General features: G+C 70.2%; 15 protein-coding genes. 11 read left to right on the forward strand and 4 right to left on the reverse strand.

Annotated features, from left to right (window positions below):
- Positions 1-76 precede the first annotated feature (76 nt).
- The 7 genes from TSH64_RS08700 to TSH64_RS08730 all read left to right on the forward strand — a co-directional run bounded on the left by TSH64_RS08700 (position 77) and on the right by TSH64_RS08730 (position 7,824).
- A complete protein-coding gene (locus TSH64_RS08700) occupies positions 77-736 on the forward strand; it encodes a hypothetical protein (RefSeq protein WP_109096407.1) in 660 nt (219 codons plus the stop codon).
- Positions 737-839: 103 nt separating this feature from the next.
- Entirely contained in the window at positions 840-1,721 is an 882-nt protein-coding gene (locus TSH64_RS08705) for an EamA family transporter (protein WP_109096408.1), read from the forward strand.
- A 219-nt stretch (positions 1,722-1,940) separates the two neighbouring features.
- The gene (locus TSH64_RS08710; RefSeq protein WP_158285361.1) at positions 1,941-4,223 is read left to right on the forward strand and encodes a hybrid sensor histidine kinase/response regulator; all 2,283 of its coding nucleotides are present in this window, start codon (positions 1,941-1,943) and stop codon (positions 4,221-4,223) included.
- A 96-nt stretch (positions 4,224-4,319) separates the two neighbouring features.
- Positions 4,320-4,631 carry a DUF2892 domain-containing protein gene (locus TSH64_RS08715; protein ID WP_109096410.1) on the forward strand — a complete coding sequence of 104 codons (312 nt, stop codon included), beginning with the start codon at positions 4,320-4,322 and terminating at the stop codon, positions 4,629-4,631.
- Between the two features lie 193 nt (positions 4,632-4,824).
- A complete protein-coding gene (gene ggt / locus TSH64_RS08720) occupies positions 4,825-6,627 on the forward strand; it encodes a gamma-glutamyltransferase (RefSeq protein WP_109096411.1) in 1,803 nt (600 codons plus the stop codon).
- 246 nt (positions 6,628-6,873) lie between these two features.
- Positions 6,874-7,269, forward strand: a complete 396-nt coding sequence (locus TSH64_RS08725; protein WP_109047856.1) for a hypothetical protein — start codon at positions 6,874-6,876, stop codon at positions 7,267-7,269.
- Positions 7,270-7,404: 135 nt separating this feature from the next.
- Positions 7,405-7,824, forward strand: coding sequence for a hypothetical protein (locus tag TSH64_RS08730; RefSeq protein ID WP_109096412.1), 420 nt, complete (start codon positions 7,405-7,407; stop codon positions 7,822-7,824).
- 86 nt (positions 7,825-7,910) lie between these two features.
- Here TSH64_RS08730 and TSH64_RS08735 read toward each other — a convergent pair whose 3' ends face one another.
- Complete coding sequence (locus TSH64_RS08735) at positions 7,911-8,978, reverse strand: HD domain-containing phosphohydrolase (protein WP_109096413.1); 1,068 nt, start codon at positions 8,976-8,978, stop codon at positions 7,911-7,913.
- Positions 8,975-9,439 (reverse strand): response regulator, encoded by a 465-nt coding sequence (locus tag TSH64_RS08740; RefSeq protein WP_109096414.1) that lies wholly within the window; start codon positions 9,437-9,439, stop codon positions 8,975-8,977. The genes TSH64_RS08735 and TSH64_RS08740 overlap by 4 nt, the downstream gene beginning before the upstream one ends.
- A gap of 317 nt (positions 9,440-9,756) precedes the next feature.
- Between TSH64_RS08740 and TSH64_RS08745 the strand changes: the two genes are divergently transcribed.
- The 4 genes from TSH64_RS08745 to TSH64_RS08760 all read left to right on the forward strand — a co-directional run bounded on the left by TSH64_RS08745 (position 9,757) and on the right by TSH64_RS08760 (position 18,160).
- On the forward strand, positions 9,757-10,479 hold the full coding sequence (locus tag TSH64_RS08745) for a response regulator transcription factor (protein ID WP_109096415.1): 723 nt from the start codon (positions 9,757-9,759) through the stop codon (positions 10,477-10,479).
- 160 nt (positions 10,480-10,639) lie between these two features.
- Positions 10,640-12,454, forward strand: a complete 1,815-nt coding sequence (locus TSH64_RS08750; RefSeq protein WP_109452430.1) for a two-component hybrid sensor and regulator — start codon at positions 10,640-10,642, stop codon at positions 12,452-12,454.
- Positions 12,454-15,894: a PAS domain S-box protein gene (locus TSH64_RS08755; protein ID WP_109096416.1), complete on the forward strand. Its 3,441-nt coding sequence runs from the start codon at positions 12,454-12,456 to the stop codon at positions 15,892-15,894. Before TSH64_RS08750 ends, TSH64_RS08755 begins: the two co-directional genes overlap by 1 nt.
- Positions 15,895-16,090: 196 nt before the next feature.
- Positions 16,091-18,160, forward strand: coding sequence for a methyl-accepting chemotaxis protein (locus tag TSH64_RS08760; protein ID WP_247872821.1), 2,070 nt, complete (start codon positions 16,091-16,093; stop codon positions 18,158-18,160).
- Between the two features lie 74 nt (positions 18,161-18,234).
- On the opposite strand, the gene TSH64_RS08765 is transcribed toward TSH64_RS08760, so the two are convergent.
- Together TSH64_RS08765 and TSH64_RS08770 are read right to left on the reverse strand one after the other, a co-directional pair.
- Positions 18,235-18,978 (reverse strand): ChrR family anti-sigma-E factor, encoded by a 744-nt coding sequence (locus TSH64_RS08765; RefSeq protein ID WP_109096417.1) that lies wholly within the window; start codon positions 18,976-18,978, stop codon positions 18,235-18,237.
- Entirely contained in the window at positions 18,975-19,610 is a 636-nt protein-coding gene (locus tag TSH64_RS08770) for a sigma-70 family RNA polymerase sigma factor (RefSeq protein WP_109096418.1), read from the reverse strand. The genes TSH64_RS08765 and TSH64_RS08770 overlap by 4 nt, the downstream gene beginning before the upstream one ends.
- Positions 19,611-19,780 lie beyond the last annotated feature (170 nt).

Here is a 19,780-nt window from a genome sequence, read left to right on the forward strand (position 1 = left end):
GCGACGGTCGCGCGGGGGCATGCGAACGTGGTATGGAAGTCGCCGCAACACGTTCAGGGATGGGGAGGACGCCGCGATGGATCGGCAGCACCTTGCACCCGTCGTCCGACTGCGGCCGGTCCTGCGGGACCGCCATGCCGTCCGGGCGGCGACGCCTTCGGCCCTGCTGACCGGGGCGCTGCTGACCGGGTTGGCGCTGGCGCTGTCCGCCTGCGAGACCGTGCCGCCGCCGCCGGCAGCGGCCCAACAACCCGCAGCCGGGCTGCCGGACGGGCCGTCCAAACCCTTCAGCTCCGGCAAGGGCTGGACCGTCACCATCCACACGCCCCCCGGCGGCAAGCCCTTCTGCGTCGCCGAGCGCGGCATCCCGGTCGGCCAGAACGCCGCCCCGCGCCTCAGCTTCCGCACCGCCGCCGCCGAGTCGGGCTTCATCCTGTCGGGCTTCACCCCGTCGGACAGCGGGGCGACGGTGAAGCCCGGCGAACGCTACGACCTGGCGGTGATGTCCGACCTGGGGCCGCGCCTGTCCTTGAGCGCCCGCGGCCTGCCCAACGGCAGCCTCTACGTCGCCGTGCCGACCAAGGGGTTCCTGGAGGAGATGGAGCCGCTCGCCCGCGCCCACCGCGTCAGCTTCCGCAGCAGCGGGTTGGGGGATATCGGCACGATGCTGCTGTCGGGATCGTCCTGGGCGATCAACGCATCGGACGAATGCCGGATCCTGCACGCGGAGTCGTAAAACCTGCTCCCCGCCCGTGGGGGTGACGCGCAGGTCAGCCACGCTGGCCGCGCGCTCCGCCGCCGATTGACCGGTCCGGCAGGGCCCGTTTAGCCTTCCGATCATGCGCGCTTCCCACATCCTGCTCGCCGTGGCGGTCGCCGCCGTCTGGGGCCTGAACTTCGTCGCGATCAAGGTCGGATTGCGCGATTTCCCGCCGCTGCTGTTCTCCTGCCTGCGCTTCGCGCTGGCGGCGCTGCCGGTGGTGGTGCTGGGCTGGGGCAAGGGGCCGCCGGTGCCCTGGCGCTATGTCATCGGCATCGGCGTGATGCTGGGCGTGGTCAAGTTCCCGCTGCTGTTCCTGGGCATCGACGTCGGCATGCCGGCGGGGCTGGCCTCGCTGGTGTTGCAGGCGCAGGCCTTCTTCACCGCGATCTTCGCCGCCTTCGCGCTCGGCGACCGGCCGGGGCCGCGTCAGGTCGGCGGCATGGCCGTCGCCTTCGCCGGCGTCGGGCTGATCGCGCTGGAGATGCCGGCCGGCGATTCGCTGCTCGGTCTCGGGCTGACGCTGGCGGCGGCGGCGGCCTGGGGTGTTGCGAACATCGTGATGAAGCAGGCCAAGGCCCCCGACCTGTTCAGCCTGCTGGTCTGGGTCAGCCTCGTTCCACCGCTGCCGCTGCTGGCGATGTCGCTGGCGCTGGAGGGGCCGGACCGCATCGTCCATGCCTTCACCACCCTGACAGTGGTCGGAGTCGGCTCGCTGATCTACATCGCGGCGGGGGCGACCTTGTTCGGCTTCGCCGCGTGGGGCTTCCTGATGCGGCATTATCCGGCGAGCCTGGTCGCGCCCTTCTCGCTGCTCGTCCCCATTTTCGGCATGAGTTCCAGTGCCTTGCTTCTGGGCGAGACCTTCACCACGGCGAAGCTGGCCGGCGGACTGCTGGTGTTCGCCGGGCTGGCCCTGTCGGTGCTGAGACTGCCGGCGCGGGTGCGGGTGCGGGCCTGATCATAGGCCGATTTGGGGCCGACTGGGGGCCGATTGGAGATCGGATGGGGCTGGCAGGAGGAACCAGCCGCATTAAAGTCCTATTGAACTCGATGAGCTTGACGCGGCGCTATGGCGTCCGGATCATTCCGGTCGATAGTTGCGTCCCTAAACCATAGGCAAGCCTTGATCTCTTCCGACAGGACCGCGCAACCGAATGGTGGAATGCCAAACGGTGGAATGCCGATTCCGCCGATCAGGCACTGGCAGGCCCATCTGCGCGCCAGCCGGCCCCTGCGCGTCCTGCTGCTGATCGGCGGGCTGTCGGTCGCCGTGCTGCTGGCGGCGACGGTCCAATACATCGACAGCATGCGCGACCGCGAGATGGAGGGGGCGGAGCGCGAGCTGTCCACCCTGAACCTGTCGCTGGCGGAGCAGACGGCCAGCGCGACTCAGAGCGTCGATCTGGTGCTGACCACCATCATCGAGCAGCTGAAGTCGGACGGGATCGACACGCCGGAGGAGTATGTCCGCCGGATGGGCGGGCGCGACACCTACCAGATGCTGCGGGCGCGCATCACCGGCCTGCCGCAGCTGGATGCGGTGACGATGATCGCGGCCGACGGGCACCTGATCAACTTCTCGCGCTATTACCCGATCCCGCCGGTCAACGTGTCCGACCGGGATTACTTCGCCTATTTGCGCGACCACGACACCACCGCCCCGTTCATCAGCGAACCGGTGCAGAATCGCGGCAACGGCAGCTGGACGGTCTATCTGGCCCGCCGCATCAGCGGCCGGGACGGCAGCTTCGTCGGGCTGGTGCTGGGCGCCATCGAGCTGAGCTATTTCCAGAGGATCTACAAGGCGCTGCAGCCCGATGGCGACGGCAGCATCAGCCTGTGGCGCCGCGACGGCATCCTGCTGGCCCGCCACCCGGTGCTGCCGGACATCGGCCGGCCGCTGGGCCAGCGCCAGTTCCTGAAGGTGCTGGAGCGCGCCAAGTCCGGCGTCTATTTCTCCTCCGGCGGGCTGAACGACGGCGCCCGTCTGGTGGCGACGCGGGCGCTGGCGGACTATCCGCTGGTGGTCAACGTGACGCGCAGGCTGGACGCCGTGCTGGACAAATGGCGCATCCAGGCCTGGACCATCGGTGCGGCGAGCGCCGTCGGCATCGCGGCGCTGCTGCTGTCGCTGTGGGCGCTGGCCCGCCAGTTCAGCGCCTACGAGGCGGCGACGCGGGCGATGGATGCCGCCCGCCGCGCCGTGGAGGGACGGGAGCAGGCCGAACAGGCGCTGCGCCAGAGCCAGAAGATGGAGGCGATCGGCCAGCTGACCGGCGGCGTCGCCCACGATTTCAACAACCTGCTCCAGGCCATCGGTATCAACCTGCACGTCATCGACAGCCGCACCGAGGACGAGCGCATCGCCGGCCCGGCCCGGCTGGCCTTGCAGGCGGTCGAGCGGGGCGCCACCCTGACCCAGCATCTGCTGGCCTTCTCGCGCCGGCAGCAGCTTCGCCCGGTCCCGGTCGATGTCGCGACGCTGGTGGAGCGGAGCAGCCGCCTGCTCGGCCGCACGCTGGGCCAGTCGGTGCGGGTCGAGACGGAGGTGGCACCCGGCCTGTGGCCGGCGATGATCGACCCGACCCAGCTGGAAATGGCGGTGCTGAACCTGGCGCTGAACGCCCGCGACGCCATGCCCGGCGGCGGCACGCTGTGGATTCTGGCCGGCAACCGGACGGTGGCCAGCCCGGAGGCCGGCGAGCCGGCGGCTGGCGATCCGGCGATTGCCGGCCGGTTGCCGGGCGCCGGTCCGCTGCCGGTGCAGGTGGAGGGGCTCGCGGGCGGCGACTATGTGGTCCTGCGGGTGCGCGACACCGGCACCGGCATGGCGGCCGAAGTCGCCGCCCGCGCCTTCGAGCCCTTCTTCACCACCAAGGAGGTCGGGCGCGGCACCGGGCTCGGCCTCAGCATGGTGCATGGGCTGGCGACCCAGTCCGGCGGCGGGGTGGAACTGGACAGCCGGCCAGGGCTGGGCACCACGGTGACGCTCTATCTGCCGCGCGCCGAGCAGGCGGCGGACGTGGCCGCGGTACCGCCTGCGCCGCCGCCGGCGAGGACGAAGGTAACGGACACGGCAGCGATTGGCGCCGGCTGCGCCATCCTGCTGGTGGACGACGAGGAACTGGTGCGCTCCGCCACCGCCGGCTATCTGGCCCAGGCCGGCTTCGCCGTGCGCGAGGCGGCCGATGCGGCGGCGGCGCTGTCGCTGCTCGACCATGGGTTCCGGCCGGACGTGATCGTCACCGACCACATGATGCCGGGGATGACCGGGCTGGAGATGGCCCGCACCCTGCGCGCCCGCCAGGACGAGACGCCGATCCTGATGGTCACCGGCTATGCCGAGGATCTGACCTCCACCGCCGCGGTGCGCGAAGTGTCGCTGACGGTGCTGTCCAAACCGATCGAACCGTCGCGGCTGGTCCGCTCCATCCGCGACATGGCGTCGGTCGAGGGGTGAGGGCAGGGCGGCGTTTCGGGAAGGCCTCGTGGGGAACATCGGGGGAGTGGCGGCGTTGGAAGGGCGATCCCACCCATTTTAGCCCCCGGAGAAGCCATGAACGCCCAATCCACGATCCGCGACGCCTATGACAGCGTCTTTGAAGGCCACACCAACCTCGGCATGGGCGAGCGCATCGTCTCGACCGGCCTCGGCCTTGCCGTCGCGGCGGGCGGGCTGCGCAAGGGCGCCAGCATTCCCGGCGCCATCATGGGCCTGGTCGGCGCCGCGCTGGTCGCCCGCGGCATGAGCGGCCATTGCCCGCTGAAGGACCGCCTGTCCGGCGATCACCAGGACCGGCTGGGCCATGGCGGCTCCTATGGCGAGTCGCAGGCCGTCGACCATTCGCGCATGGCGGAAACCTACTGATCCGCCCCGCGACGGGTCCATCCCGTCACCGGATGACGCAGTCCGGTCACGGGAATGTGTGACGCCATTAACCCTGATGGTGAATTGTTGGGCAGGCCAGCGACGGGGTGAAGACCGGGGACCGCGGGTGTGACATCCTGCGGGGCCCGGGCAGCAGCCCCCGACCTGACGTCCCGCTCAGGAGTTTCACCGCATGTGGTTCCCCGCTTTCCGACCCCGGTCCACCAGTGCGGCGGTGACGGCGTTCTGCGTCGGCTCCGCCCTGGTGCTGCCGGTGCCTGCGCCCGCCCAGACCGCTGCGGCCCCGGTATCGACCCAGGCCCCGGCCCCCGCATCGGCATCGGCTTCGGTCCGCTACGACCTCGGCTACAACATCTTCTATCCCGTCCGCAGCCGGAACGGGATGGTGGCCTCCGAGCACCGGCTGGCGACCGAGATCGGCGTCGACATCCTCAAGCGCGGCGGCAACGCGGTCGATGCGGCGGTGGCCGTCGGCTTCGCCCTGGCGGTGGTGCTGCCCAATGCCGGCAACATCGGCGGCGGCGGCTTCATGGTCGTGCATGACGCCAAGAGCGGCAAGGACGTCGCCATCGACTTCCGCGAGATGGCGCCGGCCAAGGCCTTCCGCGACATGTATCTCGACCAGCAGGGCAAGGTGGTCCCCGACCGCTCGCTCTACACCCATCTGGCGGTCGGCATCCCCGGTACCGTCGCCGGGCTGGCCCATGCGCTGGAAAAATACGGCACGATGACGCTGGCCGACGTGCTGGCCCCGGCGATCAAGCTGGCCCGCGAGGGCCACACCGTCACGCCGCAGCTCGCCGGGCTGCTGGAGGTCGAGCGCGACCATCTGGCCGCCTGGGACTCCACCCGAGCCATCTTCTTCAAGGACAACCGCCCGCTGACCGCCGGCGAGACGCTGGCCAACCCCGACCTCGCCAATTCGCTGGAGTCGATCGCCCAGCAGGGGCCGAAGGCCTTCTACGAGGGGGCCATCGCCGACAGGATCGCCGCCGAGATGTCCCGCCACGGCGGCTACATCACCAAGGACGATTTGAAGGCCTACAAGGTGGTGGAGCGCGAGCCGGTCAGCGGCAGCTACCGCGGCTATACCGTGAAGTCGATGCCGCCGCCCAGTTCCGGCGGGACGCACATCATCCAGATGCTGAACATCCTGGAGCGCTGGCCGCTGAAGGAGTACGGCCCGGACAGCGCCAGGTCGATCCACCTGATGGCGGAGGCGATGAAGCTGGCCTATGCCGACCGCTCCGAATATCTGGGCGATCCCGACTTCACCAAGGTGCCGGTGAAGGGCCTGACCTCGCGCAAATATGCCGACGAGCTGGCGGCGAAGATCGATCCGGAGAAGGCGACCCCGGCCGGCAGCATCAAGCCCGGCAAGCCGGCGCCCTACGAGAGTGACCAGACCACCCATTTCTCGGTGGCGGACAACCAGGGCAACGTCGTCAGCACCACCTACACGCTGAACCTCAATTTCGGCAGCGGCATCGTCGCCGAAGGCACCGGCATCCTGCTGAACAACGAGATGGACGATTTCTCGGCCAAGCCGGGCGTGCCCAACGCCTTCGGTCTGGTCGGCGGCGACGCCAACGCCGTCCAGCCCTACAAGCGGCCGCTCAGTTCGATGTCGCCGACCATCGTGCTGAAGGACGGCAAGCCCTGGCTGGTCACCGGCAGCCCCGGCGGCAGCCGCATCATCACCACCACCATGGAGACGGTGATCGATCACATCGACTTCGGCATGAATCCGGCCGAGGCCGCCGCCCTGCCGCGCGTCCATCACCAGTGGACCCCCGACGAGCTGCGGGTGGAGAAGGGGCTGAGCCCCGACACCGTCCGCCTGCTGGAGCAGATGGGCCACAAGGTGGCGGTCAAGCCGACGATGGGCCGCACCCAGACCATCCAACTGCGCGAGGACGGCCTGTACGGCTTTTCCGACCCGCGCAATCCCGACGGGATGACGCTGGGATATTGAGGGAGCAATTGGGGAGGGAATTGGCCGGAGGGCAGTGACCGGATGGGAAGACGGGCGCCCGGCGACGGCCGGGCGTCACAATTCCCGTATACAAAGAAAAAGCGGCGTGCTTTGGTAACCTTCGATCCGCCATGACCGGCGGCGCAGGGGCCAAAGGCTCGTGCCCGTTCGGGAAAGGCAACGGAACAGTTGGATTAAGGCGGGCCTGTCGGTTAGCCTTTGCAGGAGTGAACCGGAGCATTTGCCGTGGACAAGGCCTTGGTTGAAAAGAACCGCGAGTGGACCTATCAGCGTGAAGGAAAGCAGCCCGTCACCATCCGGGTCGCCGATTTCGAGCGCGAGGGGAAGCGCATCGTCGCCTTCCTGGAACAGACCGACATCGCCAAAGCGGCCGGGTTGCCCCAGCCGGCCGTGAACGATTGGCCCCGCATCGCCGAGGCCTATGCGAAGGAACAGGGTGTCGGCCTCAACGACATCTATTGGTACGAGCTGCATCCGCGCCGCTTCGCCAATGGCCGCCCCAACGTTTCGGAATACCGTCCCGGCATGGCCGAATGGCGGTTCGAGACCAGCATTCCGCTCGCCCGCGCCATCGTGGAGCAGCTGGGCTTCGACCCGGACAACCTGCCGCTCGACATCTGACAATCCTGCATGCGGCCCCCGCGCGCAGCCCCTGTGATGCGCCGCGGGACCGGTGTATGATGGCGCCATATCTCAGGCGGCCGGCGGGACGGTTTCCGCGGACCGCTGCCGGGAGATAGAGGCCGGGAGACGAAGATGAAGACGGTGCGGAGGGCGGTCGCCCTGGGTGCTGCGATGCTGGCGGTTGCGGCCGCAGCCGCCGTGATGTCCGTTCCGGGTGCTGCACAGGCGCGCGCGTCGGTATCGGTCGGCATCGGCGTTGGACCGATTTTCCCGGCCTACGGCTATTACCACCCGTACCGCTACTACGCGCCGCCCCCGCCGGTGGTGCAGTATTACGCGCCGCCGCCGGTCGTCTACGCGCCGCCGCCGGTGCAATATTATGCACCGCCTCCGGCCACGGTCGGCGCCGATCCGGCCGGACCGGTCTATTATTCGCGAAGCGGCCAGCAATGCCGCGAATACCAGAGCAGCGCCATGGTCGGCGGCCGGCCTCAGCCGGTCTACGGCACCGCCTGCCTCCAGTCCGACGGGACCTGGCGGATCGTGAACTGAGGGCAGGTCGAATCAAGGGCGGATCGTGAAACGAGGGCCTCACCGGCCCTCGCGCCCGTTCAGGCACGTCCTTTCAGCCGCGCTTTTCAGTGATGAATCGCTTCGGGAACGAGGTCGGACGGCTCTTCGGCGTTCTCGTGGTGGATCCTGCACACGTCGTCCCAACGCGACAGGAAGGCGTCCAGCAGCGCCGGGTCGAAATGGCGGCCGCGGTTCTCGGCCATGTAGGCGCGCGCCTCCTCCAGCGTCCAGGACTGCTTGTAGGGGCGGGCGGAGGTCAGGGCATCGAACACGTCGGCGATGGCGACGATGCGGCCGGACAGCGGGATGTCCGTCCCGGCCAGACCGTTGGGATAGCCGCTGCCGTCGAACTTCTCGTGATGGCTGAGCGCGATCTCCGCCGCCAGACGCAGCAGCGGGATGGGGCTGTCCGCCAGGATGCGGTGGCCGATGGCGGCGTGCTGCCGCATCACCGTCATCTCTTCCGGCGACAGGCGTCCCGGCTTCAAGAGAATCATGTCCGGGATGGCGATCTTGCCGATGTCGTGCATCGGCGCCGCCTTCATCAGCTCCTGGGCGAAGGCGCCGCCGCAGCCGGCCGCTTCGGCGACCAGCTTCGAATAGAGCGCCATCCGCTCGATGTGGGCGCCGGTCTCCGGATCGCGGTATTCGGCGGCGCGCGACAGGCGGTTGACCAGCTCCTCGCCCTGGCGCTGGAGGGCGGCGGTCACCCGCTCGACCTCGGCAGCCAGCAGGGCGGCGCGGTCGCGCAGCAGGGCGCGGCTGTGGCGCAGCGCCAGCAGGTTGCGCAGGCGCGCCTGCACCTCCGGCACGACCACCGGCTTGGTCAGGAAATCGCTGCAGCCCTCGTCGAGCGCCCGCACGCGGATGTCGACCGCCGTGTTGGCGGTGATCATCACCACCGGCACGGTGTCCAGCCGCGCATCGTCGCGGATGTGGCGCAGCAGCTCGATGCCGTCCATGTCCGGCATCATCTGGTCCAGAAGGATCAGGTCCGGCTCGTTCCCGCGCAGCCATTCGACGGCCTCCAGCGGGCTTTCCATGGTCACCGGCTCCGCATCGTCCAGGCGGCGGACGATGGCGGCCATGATGAACAGATTGGTGCGGTCGTCGTCGACGATGAGGATGTTCATCTTGCGGCGTCGCCTTTCCGGTCGCTGTCCTTGCGGGCGGCGAGCAGCCGGCCGACCTCGGCCAGCAGGGCCTTCAGGTCGACCGGCTTTTCAAAGGCCGCCTCGGCCCCCAGCAGGCGGGCCATCCCCGGCAGTTCCATCCGCAGGCGCACGCTGCCGCCGGTCACCGCAATCAGGGGCGGGCGCGACTGTTGTGACTTCAGCCGCAGGATGATCTCGTACCCGTCGGCCTCCGGCATGATGATGTCCGTCACCACCAGATCGACCGCGTGCCGTTCCATGACCGCCAGTGCTGCGTTTCCGTTCTCAGCCTCGTGCACGGTGTAGCCGGCGCGCTGGAAGGCCGTCCGCACCATCCCGCGGAAGTCGGGGTCGTCGTCGACCAGCAGGATCGACGGAGCGGATTCAGTTGTTGTGGAGGGGGTGGACCGGCTCCGCAACTCGAAAAGGGACATTTCCATGGTTGCCGCTTCCGTAAACCGCCGCGTGACCGCCGGGCCGCGCTGAAGAGAAATCGCTAGGCTTCACCATAACCGGCTGCCGGCGCGCGCACCCGCTGTGTCTGGGATAGTGGAGACGGGAAATGGGATAGCGGGGATATTATCCTGCGTCCATGAAGACGCGGCGCCGGACGGAGATGGAGAAATATGACCGGCATGCAAAATTATGACTGGCATGAAATATGGGGAAGCCACGAAAACTTAAGATTTCGGCCAGTATAACAGAAAATCTTGATACTATGGGACGAGTGGTTGCCGAGGGTGGCGGAGGCTGGTTGATGAAGATCCTGGTGGCGGACGACCATCCCTTGTTCCGGGACGCGTTGGAGCTGTCGGTCCGTCAGGCTTGGCCGGATGCGGAAATCGGCTGCATCGGCTCGCTTTTGGAATTGCCTGCGGCGCCGGCTTCGGCCGACGGCAGCCCTGCCATGCTTTTCCGCTATGACCTGATCGTGCTCGACTGGCGGATGCCCGGTGCGGAGGGAAGCAATCCGATCGCCGTGCTTCGCCAGGCGGGGGTCCAGGGGCCGGTCGCCGTGGTGACGGGTGCGGAGGATGCGCTGACCGCCCTGGAGGTGCTGCGCTGCGGGGCCGAAGCCTTCCTGCCGAAGACGACGCCGCGCCGAATCCTGGCCCAGGCCCTGCGTCTGGTGGCCGAAGGCGGAAGCTTCGTGCCGAAATGCGTGGCGCTCGACCTGCTGCACATGACCGACTTGTCGCTCGACATCGACGAGGCGGAGGAGGCCGACGGACCGCCGCTGGAGGGGGAGGGGGCGCCGTCCTCGCCCCTGACCGACCGGGAGGAGCAGGTGCTGTCGATGCTCGCCACCGGGGCGACCAACAAGGAGATCGGGCGTCACCTCGGCCTTCAGGAGGTGACGGTCAAGCTGCACACCCGCCGCATCCTGCGCAAGCTGGGTGCCCGCAACCGCACCGACGCCGTGCGCCGCGCCCAGCAGGCCGGGCTGCTGTCCCGCAGCCTGGACGAAGCGTCGTCCTGACTCCGGCAAGACCGCTTGCCGCATAGGGCTGGTCCCAGCAGCGGAAGGCCGGCCGTTCTGGTATGGTCGCCTCCTCTCGTCACACGCCTTCGTCCGGTGCGGCAGAGATGGGCTAACCGCTATAGGGCCGCAAAAAATGGGGCCGCATTCCGAGTCGCCGATGAGCCCATCCGACCATCCCCTGCCTGCTCCGCAAACGGTCCGCGCCGCGCCCGCCACCGCCGCGCCCGCCATCGCGGCGCTGTGCGGTGCGGCGGTGCTTCTGCTGTCCGCGCTCGACCCGCTGCGCGAGGCGGCGCCCCTGGCGCTTCCGCTGCTGGCCGCCGGCTGCGGTGCGGCGGCCGGGCTGACGCTGCTGTCGGTCTGGAATGCCGGGCGCCGCAAGGCCGCGCGCGACAAGGCGGCGGAGTCCACGCCGTTTGCCGTCCCGTCCACCATCCCTTTCCCTGGCCCCATCCCCGGTCCGGTGACGCCGCCGGGGCGGCCGGCCTCCCCCACAGTCCCCGACATGGCTGCCGACATGGCCGCCGGGGCCACCGTCCGCATCGCCGCGCTGGAAGAGGCGTTGCGGCAAAGGGACAGGCAGGCTGCGGAGCGGCTGCGCAGCCAGCAGCTGGCGGCGATGGACGTCCGTGCCGAGCTTGCCTGCGCCATCGTCCACGACATGAACAATGCGCTGGGTGCCGTCTCGGGCTATGCCGACTTCCTGGTCAGCGACCTGCCCGCGGACTCGCCCCAGGCCGACTATGCCAACCGTGTCCTGGCGGCGGTGACCCGCGTCGGTCCCGGACTGCGCAGGCTGGTGTCGGCTGCAAGGATGGAGCCGGTCCCGCTGAAGCCCGAGCGGGCCGTCGGCATTCTGGACGAGGCGGCCGCACTGCTGCGGACCGTTCCGGTGCAGCCGGGCAGCCTGGCCGTCCGCCACGATCCCGGCGTGCCCGATCCGGTCTGCAACGCCGACCTGCTGGCGCGGACCCTGGCGGGTCTGGCGGCGGAGATCCTCGCCGCCTCCGGCCGGGCCGGCGATGCCCGGCTTTGCCTGCGCGCCTCGGTTCCGGGCCAGTTGGGGGCAGGGCTGGGGGCAGGGTTGGGATCGGAGCTGGGTGCGGATCAGGACGATCCGGATCGGGACGCCGCCGGCTGGACCGTCCGGCCGCTCCTGACGCCGCGCCGCGGGCCGCACATCCTGTTCGAACTGCGGGTCGATGGCCCGCCGCTGGCCGACGCCCTGCTGTCCATGCTGGTCGACCCGCTGCTGTCCGCCCGCGCCTGCTACCGCCGCGGCCAGTCGGAGCGGGAGGAGGGCACCTCCTGGCCGGCAGCCCTGCTGACCGCGCGGCTCCATGACGGCGGGCTGAGCCTGCTGACGCACCCGGTGGAAGGAACGGCGGTGCGGCTGCACATTCCCGCCGTCCCGCCGCCGCCCCGCACCTCCAGGGCGGCGACACCGCAACCGGAGAACGCGCCGCCACAGCAGCCGCAGCAGGCGCCGCCGCTGCTGCCCCGGCAGGTGCCGGGTCCGGCGACGCGCAGTTCCGCGCCGGCCTGCAAGGTTCTGGTCGTCGATGCCGACCCGGCGTCCGGAGACCGGTTCCAGACCGGGCTGGAACGGCAGGGATTCGAGGTGTCGGTCTGCGACGACCTTCGCGATGCGCTGGACGTCGTCGCCGACGAGCCGGGTTTCTTCGATGCGGTGGTCATCGGTCCGGGGCTGAGCGCGCTTCCCGCCGGCCTTGCGCTGGCCGGCCGCCTGAAGGCGCTGCGGCCGGACCTGCTGTGCGTGCTCTATGGTGCGGCCGGCACGGAGCTTTCGGAGGCTGGCGCCGTCCCGCTTCCTGCCGAGGCCGGCGGACCGGCCGACCTGCTGCTGCCGTTGCCGGTCGACCTGCCGCGGCTGGCGCGCGCGGTGGCGGCACTCGCCGCCGGCGGCAGCCGGATGGGCAGCGGGGACGGGATGGCCGGAGGGCGGCGCTGATGCGTGGACGTCTTCATCTGCAAGGCTTCATCGGCGCCATCTGGACGGCGACCCTGGTGATCGCCACCGGACTGTGGGCGGCGGCCCTGACGCTGGCCCATTACGACGATGCCGAGGCGATGGCGCGGGCCGAGCGCGACAGCGGCAACCTTGCCCGCGTCGTCGCCGAGCAGGCGACACGAACCATCGCCGAGGCCGACCAGATCCTGCTGTTCCTGATCGACGATTACCACGAGCATGGCGACAGCTGGACCCAAGGCATCACCCAGATGCTGCGGCAGGCGGTGGAGCGGTCGAGCATCCTGGTCCAGCTGGCGGTGATCGACGAGCATGGCGACCTCATCCACACCAGCGTCGAGGATGCGCCGGCCCGCATCCATCTGGCCGACCGCGAGCATTTCCGTGTCCATGTCAACAACCCGGCCACCGGCCTGTTCATCGGGAAGCCGGTGTTCGGCCGCGCCTCCGGCAAATGGTCGATCCAGCTGACGCGGCGCATCGACAACAGCGACGGCAGCTTAGCCGGGGTGCTGGTCGCGTCGATGGACCCCTTCTATTTCAGCCGCTCGCTGGAGGAGCTGGACGTCGGCCCCAACGGGGCGGTGGCGATCATCGGCACCGACGGAATCCTGCGCGCCCGCTCGCTGATGAACGACCGCATCGTCGGGCGGGACGTCGGCGGATCGCCGACCCTGCAGATGGCGCGCCTCCAGCCCACCGGCTTCGTGCGCACCGCCAGCCCGATCGACGGCATTCCACGCCTGCAATCCTTCCGCACCCTGTCCACCTATCCGCTGGTCGTCACCGCGGCCTTCGACGAGGGCTCCTTCCTGGCCGACACGCGGCGGCGGCAGCGGGTCTATCTGCTGGCGGCGGTGGCGTGCAGCGCCGGGCTGGTCGGGCTGGCCCTGCTGGCGACGCGGCAGACGGCGCGGCTCGCCGCATTGGCCCGCCAGCTGGCCCAGAGCGAGGAGCGGTTCCGCGACCAGGCGGAAACGGCGTCCGACTGGTTCTGGGAGATGGACGCCGACCTGCGCTTCTCCAACCTGGCCGGGCCGCTGGTCCCGCATGTCGTCAACGGCACGCTGCCCATCGGCCTCAGGCGCGAGGATGTCGCGCTGCGCGAACCGGGGGATGCGCCCAAGTGGGAGCGGCACCGTCAGGCGATGGAGCGGCGGGAGCCGTTCCGGAACTTCCGCTACCGGGTGATGACGGCGGCGGGCTTGCGCTATTTCAGCGTCAGCGGCCGTCCGGTCTTCGACGAGAGCGGGGAATTCCGCGGCTACCGCGGCTCGGCCACCGACATCACCGAGCGGGAGTTGGCCGCCAACCGGCTGGCCTCCAGCGAGGCGCGCTACCGCGCCATGTTCGAGGCGGTCGGCCAGCCGATCGTCACCATCGACGAGCATGGCACCATCGACGCCTTCAACCGCGCGGCGGAGCGGCTGTTCGGCTACCGTGCGGCCGACATGGTCGGCGGGCCGATGACCCGGCTGATGCCGACCGCGATGGGCGCCGTCCATGACGGGCTGCTGGCCACCTACCGCGAGAGCGATGCCTCCGCGCCGCGCTCGGAGGTCCGGGAGCTGACCGGCCGCCGCAAGGACGGCAGCGAGTTCCCGCTGGAGGTGACTTTGGCCGGCTGGCGCGAAGGCGACCGCCGCTACGTCACCGGCGCGCTGCGCGACGTCACCGCCCAGCGCGAGATCGAGGCCAGCCTGCGCCGCGCCAAGGAAGCCGCCGATCAGGCCAACCGCGCCAAGGGCGAGTTCCTGGCGACCATGAGCCACGAGATCCGCACGCCGATGAACGGGGTGCTGGGGGCGCTCGCCCTGGTCGAGGGGCCGAACCTGAACGAGGAGCAGCGCCAGCTTCTGGACGTCGCCAACCGGTCGGGCAACGCGCTGTTGCAGATCATCGACGACATCCTCGACCTGTCCAAGCTGGAGGCCGGCAAGGCGGAGGTCGAGCCGGTGGATTTCGAGCTGCGCGCCGTGCTGGGCGACAGCATCGACCTGCTGGAGCCGACCGCCTGCGGCCGCGGCCTGATCCTGACGCGGGAGGTGGCGCCCGCCGTGCCCGACCGGGTGCGGGCCGACCTGCGCCGCATCCGGCAGGTGCTGGTCAATCTGGTCGGCAACGCGCTGAAATTCACCAACCGGGGCGGCGTGTCCGTGCGGGTCGGGCTGGAGGCGGCCGGAACGGGGGCGGCAGATGGCGGCTTCGTCCTGCGGTTCGAGGTGGCCGACACCGGAATCGGCATTCCGGAGAATGTGCAGCAGACCCTGTTCCGCCGCTTCACCCAGGCCGACAGCTCCACCACCCGGCGCTTCGGCGGCACCGGGCTGGGGCTGGCGATCAGCCGGGAACTGGTGACGCTGATGGGCGGGCGCATCGGTGTGGCCAGCACCGAGGGCAAGGGCAGCACCTTCTGGTTCACCGTCCGCTGCGAACCCGCCGCCGATCCGTCGGCCGGGGTGCTGACCGTGCCTTGCGCCCCGGAACCGGTGACGGCGGCAGGGGGCGGGGCAGCGGGCGGGGCAGCGGGCGGTGCAGCGGGCGGAACCGCGCAGGCGGCCGGCCTGCATGTCCTGGTCGCCGAGGACAACGAGATCAACCGCGACATCGTCGTCACCATGCTGCGCCGCGCCGGCAATCGCGTGACCGCGGTGGAAGACGGCCTGCAGGCGGTGCGTCTGGTGGAGGAGGGCGGCTTCGACCTCGTCCTGATGGACGTGCAGATGCCGGTGATGGACGGGGTCACCGCGACCCGGCACATCCGCACCATGCCGGGCGAGGCCGCCCGCCTGCCCATCGTGGCGCTGACCGGCAACGTCATGCCCGGCCACCGCGCCGAGTATCTCGCAGCCGGCATGACCGCCTATCTGACCAAGCCCATCGTTTCCGCCGACCTGTTCGACGTGCTGGCCTCGGTGGCCGCGTCGCGGGCGGCGGGCGGGACATGGGGGGAGTCCGGCCTGCCGCCGCGGGTGCCCCTGGCATCGATTTCCCCGGCCGCCCCGTCGCCCGCCCCGTCCGAGGCGGAGATCTGGCGCGCGGCCCCGCTGCTGGATGACGGGCAGGCCTCGTCGCTGCGCGCGGTGATCGGCGAGGAGGCCTGGGCGCAGACGGTGGTCGCCTTCCGGCGGACGGTGGGCGACAGCGTGGCCGCCATCCGCAGCGCGGCCGGGCGGGAGGGGGGCGCCGTGCCGCCGGTCCGCATCGCCCACACGCTCAAGGGAACGGCCGCCAACATCGGCGCCGTGCGCCTCAGCCGTCTGGCTTCGCTGCTGGAACAGCAGGCGCTCGACCATGGCGGCTGGACGGCCGGAGACCCGCACTGCGAAGCGCTGGAGGGCGTGGCCGAGGCAACGCTGGATGCCCTGGCGTCCCAGTTCCAGCCGGCGGACGACGCCGCGATGGAGCAGGAGACGGCCTGACGCAAGGAATACTCTGGCGGCCGTTACTTTGTTTCCGAAGAGAATTCACAGAGTTTCTCAAGAAGAACAGCGACTTCGCGTCGCATATGCATCCGTAAGAAAGTATTTTCGGTGACCGAACGGTGTGGAAGGTCTAGGGTGCGCAGTCTCGGCCTGCGCCGATCATTCGTACTCTTAACCAGTAAAGTTCCTCATCATGATGGCTGCCGGAAGCATTCTCCACGTCATCTCGATCCGGGCGAAGGTCGTGGCGGTCGCGGTGTTCGTCTTCGCCGCGGTCGGCCTGTCCTCCGTCCTCACCATGCGCGACATGAACGGGCAGACCGACCATCTGTCGGAGGTGCAGCGCGATACGCATGACCTTGTCGGCAGCGTCATCCCCCTGGTTTCCCTGGTCGGGGAAATCCGGTTCGACGTGGTGCAGACACAGCAGTGGCTGACCGACGTTTCCGCCACCCGCGGGCTGGACGGCATGAATGACGGGCCGGAGAAGGCCGCCGACTATGCCCGCCGGTTCGAGGAGCACACCGCCAGGGCCACCGAACTGGCGCAGGCGCTGGCCCTGCCGCAGGTGGTCGACGAGATCGGGCGCGCCCGCAAGGCCTTCGGTCCCTATTACGAGATGGGGCGGCGTATGGCGCAGGCCTATATCGACGGCGGGCCGGAGGCCGGCAACCGGATCATGGGCGAATTCGACAGCGTCGCCGACGCCATGGGCGACAGCATGGAGGCGCTGGGCGCCAGCGTCGTCGCCCTCAGCGCCGACCGGCTGAAGGCGCTGACCGGCGGCATCGGGGCGGTGCGGGAGGCGGCCGACGGTCTGCGCTGGACCCTGACCGGCGCCGGGCTGGTCATCCTGCTGATGGCCTCGGCCTGCGTCGTCTTCCTGGAGGCGGCGATGATCCGCCCGCTGGAGCGGCTGCGCAGCGCCATGGTGGCGCTGGCCGGCGGCAGCCTGGACGTCGAGGTCGGCCTGAGCGAGCGCCGGGACGAGATCGGCCATATGGCCGACACCGTCCGCGTCTTCCAGCAGGGCGCCCGGGAGAATGCCCGGCTGCGCCTTGCCCAGGAGGAGACCCGCCGCCGGGGCGAGGAGGAGCGGCGCCGGGCGCTGGAGGCGATGGCGGAGAAGGTGGAGCGCGAGACCCGCGTCGCCGTCGATCATGTCGCCGAACGGACCGGCCGCATGAGCGGCAATGCCGGCGCCATGGCGGAATCGGCGGTGCAGGTCAGCGACAACGCCCAGAACGTCGCCGCCGCCGCACAGCAGGCGCTGAGCAACGCCGAAACCGTCGCCGCCGCGACGGAGGAGCTGTCGGCCTCCATCGGCGACATCGGCATGCAGGTGTCCACCGCAACCCAGGTCACCGGCCGGGCGGTGGAGCGGGCGGGGCTGGCCCGCTCCACCATCGAACGGCTGTCGGCATCGGTCGAGCGTATCGGCGCCGTCGCCCGGCTGATCGGCGACATCGCCAGCCAGACCAACCTGCTGGCGCTGAACGCCACCATCGAGGCGGCGCGGGCCGGCGATGCCGGGCGGGGCTTCGCCGTGGTGGCGAACGAGGTGAAGACCCTCGCCAGCCAGACCGCGCGGTCCACCGAGGAGATCGGCTCGCTGATCGCCGAGGTGGAATCGGTGACCGCATCGGCCGTCGGCGTCGTCGGCGAGGTGGCGGAAACCATCGACGAGGTGGCCGGGATTTCCTCCTCGATCGCCGCCGCGGTGGAGGAGCAGGCGGCGGCCACCCAGGAGATCGCCCGCTCGGTCAGCCAGACCAGCGACGCGGCGAAGGAGGTGTCGCTGCGCATCGGCCGCGTCTCCACCGAAGCCGACGCCACCCAGAACCGCGCCGGCGAGGTGCGGACGGTGGCCGACGACGTTGCCGGCGGCATCGACGCCCTGCGCAATGTGCTGATCCGCGTTGTGCGAACCGCCACAAGCGATGTCGACCGCCGCCAGCGCCCGCGTTTCGCCGTGTCGATGGGCTGCGGCCTGGAGATCGCCGGCGCCGTCCCGGTGCGTGCCGTCGTCGCCAACCTGTCGGCGGGCGGCGCCATGCTGACCGGCGCTCCTGACCAAGTGACCGGCGGAATGGTGACCCTGCGGATCGACGGGGTGGCCCGGCCGCTCACCGCGCGGGTGAAGTCCAGCGAGCGCGGCCGGCTGCACGTGAAGTTCGATCTGTCCGATGCCGACCGGCAGGCCTTCGAGCGCGAGGTGGAGCGCCTGACCCATGGCCTGACGCCGATGGCCGCCGTTGCGTGACGCAACGTGACCCGCGGCTTCGCGGGGGCCGGCCTACAGCCCGCCCCTACAGCCCGCCCCCTAAAGCCCGCCCCCTAAAGCCCGATGAAGGGCTGCATCAGCCGGCCCATCAGGCCGGTGAAGCGCAGCGGCGCGTCGGTCGCGATCAGGCAGATGCAGTCGCGGTGGCTGTCGGCGATGGGCTGGTGGTTGGTGTCGCCATCGACCTCCGCCAGATCGCCGGGGCCGTAGCGGCCGAGTTCGTCGGCGAAATGGCCGCTCAGAACCACGGTCAGCTCCAGCCCGCCATGGCCGTGGTGGGGCAGGGCGGTTCCGGGCGCGATGCGCAGAAGCTGCGCCGCGCCGCCGGACGCCGTGCGCGGCAGCAGTTCCACCCGCCGCACGCCGGGGGCCAGACGCTGCCAGGACAGGCTGTCCAGGGATGGGACATAGGCGCGCAGCGGACGGGGCAGCCCCATCGCCGGTTGCGGCGCGGAGCCGGCTTTCGGCTTGCCCAGCGACGGCTTGCCCAAGGACGGCTTGAGGCGCAGGGCCTTGCAGGGGTTGGCCGGCGCCTCCTCCCGGTCCAGCCGGTCCAGGGTGGCGGCCAGCGACAGGCTTTCCAGCGGGGCCGGCGGCAGATCCTCCAGCAGGGCGCCGCCCAGCGCCTCCACCTCCGCCAGGGTGGCGCGGCAGTCGGGGCAATGGGCGAGATGAACCGCCACGGCCAGCGACAGCCCCTCTCCCAGGCTGCCGGCGCCATAGGCCACCAGCAACGCATCGCTGGGATGGTGGTTCGGCAGCAGGGCCAGGGCGGCATCGGGGTGGTGGGCGGTCATCGGTCGTCGTCTCCCAACGCCTTGCGGATCTTGGCCATGGCCAGACGCAGGCGCGATTTCACTGTGCCCAGCGGCACGTCCAGCCGTTCGGCGATGGCCGGATGGGCAAGGTCGGCGAAGAAGGACAGCCGAACCACCTCAGCCTGCTCCGGCGTCAGCGCCGCCAACGCACCGCGCAGGCGGCGGGCGCGGCGGTCGCCGTCCAGCAGCTCGTCGGCGGGTGGGCGGTCGTCCTCATGCTCCAGCAACTCGTCGTCGGACACCTCCGGATGCCGTTCCCGGCGCAGCACGTCGATGCGCAGGTTGCGCGCGATGGTGAAGACCCAGGTGGCCGCCTCCGCCTTCGACGGATCGTAGAGCTGGGCCTTGCGCCAAACCGAGAGCATGGTGTCCTGCGCCAGATCCTCCGCCCGCTGCGCCGGCATCCCCAGCTTCAGCATGTAGGCCTTCACCCGTGGGGCGAAATGGGCGAACAGCCGGGCGAAGGCCTGACGGTCACCTGCGGCCACCGCGACCAGATCGGCGGACAGCCGGGCTGCCGCCGGATCGTCGCAGCCGCGTGCCGCCAGCCCGGCTTTTGCCCGGTCCGCTCCGGCGGCGTGCGTCAGAAGAGTGGCGAGGGGGGCGATCATGCTGGAGTTACGCCGACGCCTGCGCTTCGGATCACTGCCGCCCCTTGTCTTTTTTCCGTTCGGCCGGGCGGCGGGAAAGCGCGAGCGTCGCGATGATCCATCCGCGCCCGTCCACCGTATCCCGATCACACGCCGAGCCTACCCAATTCGGATAGAGTGCGGCCCCGGAT

This window comes from Azospirillum sp. TSH64, assembly GCF_003116035.1.
GTDB lineage: Bacteria > Pseudomonadota > Alphaproteobacteria > Azospirillales > Azospirillaceae > Azospirillum.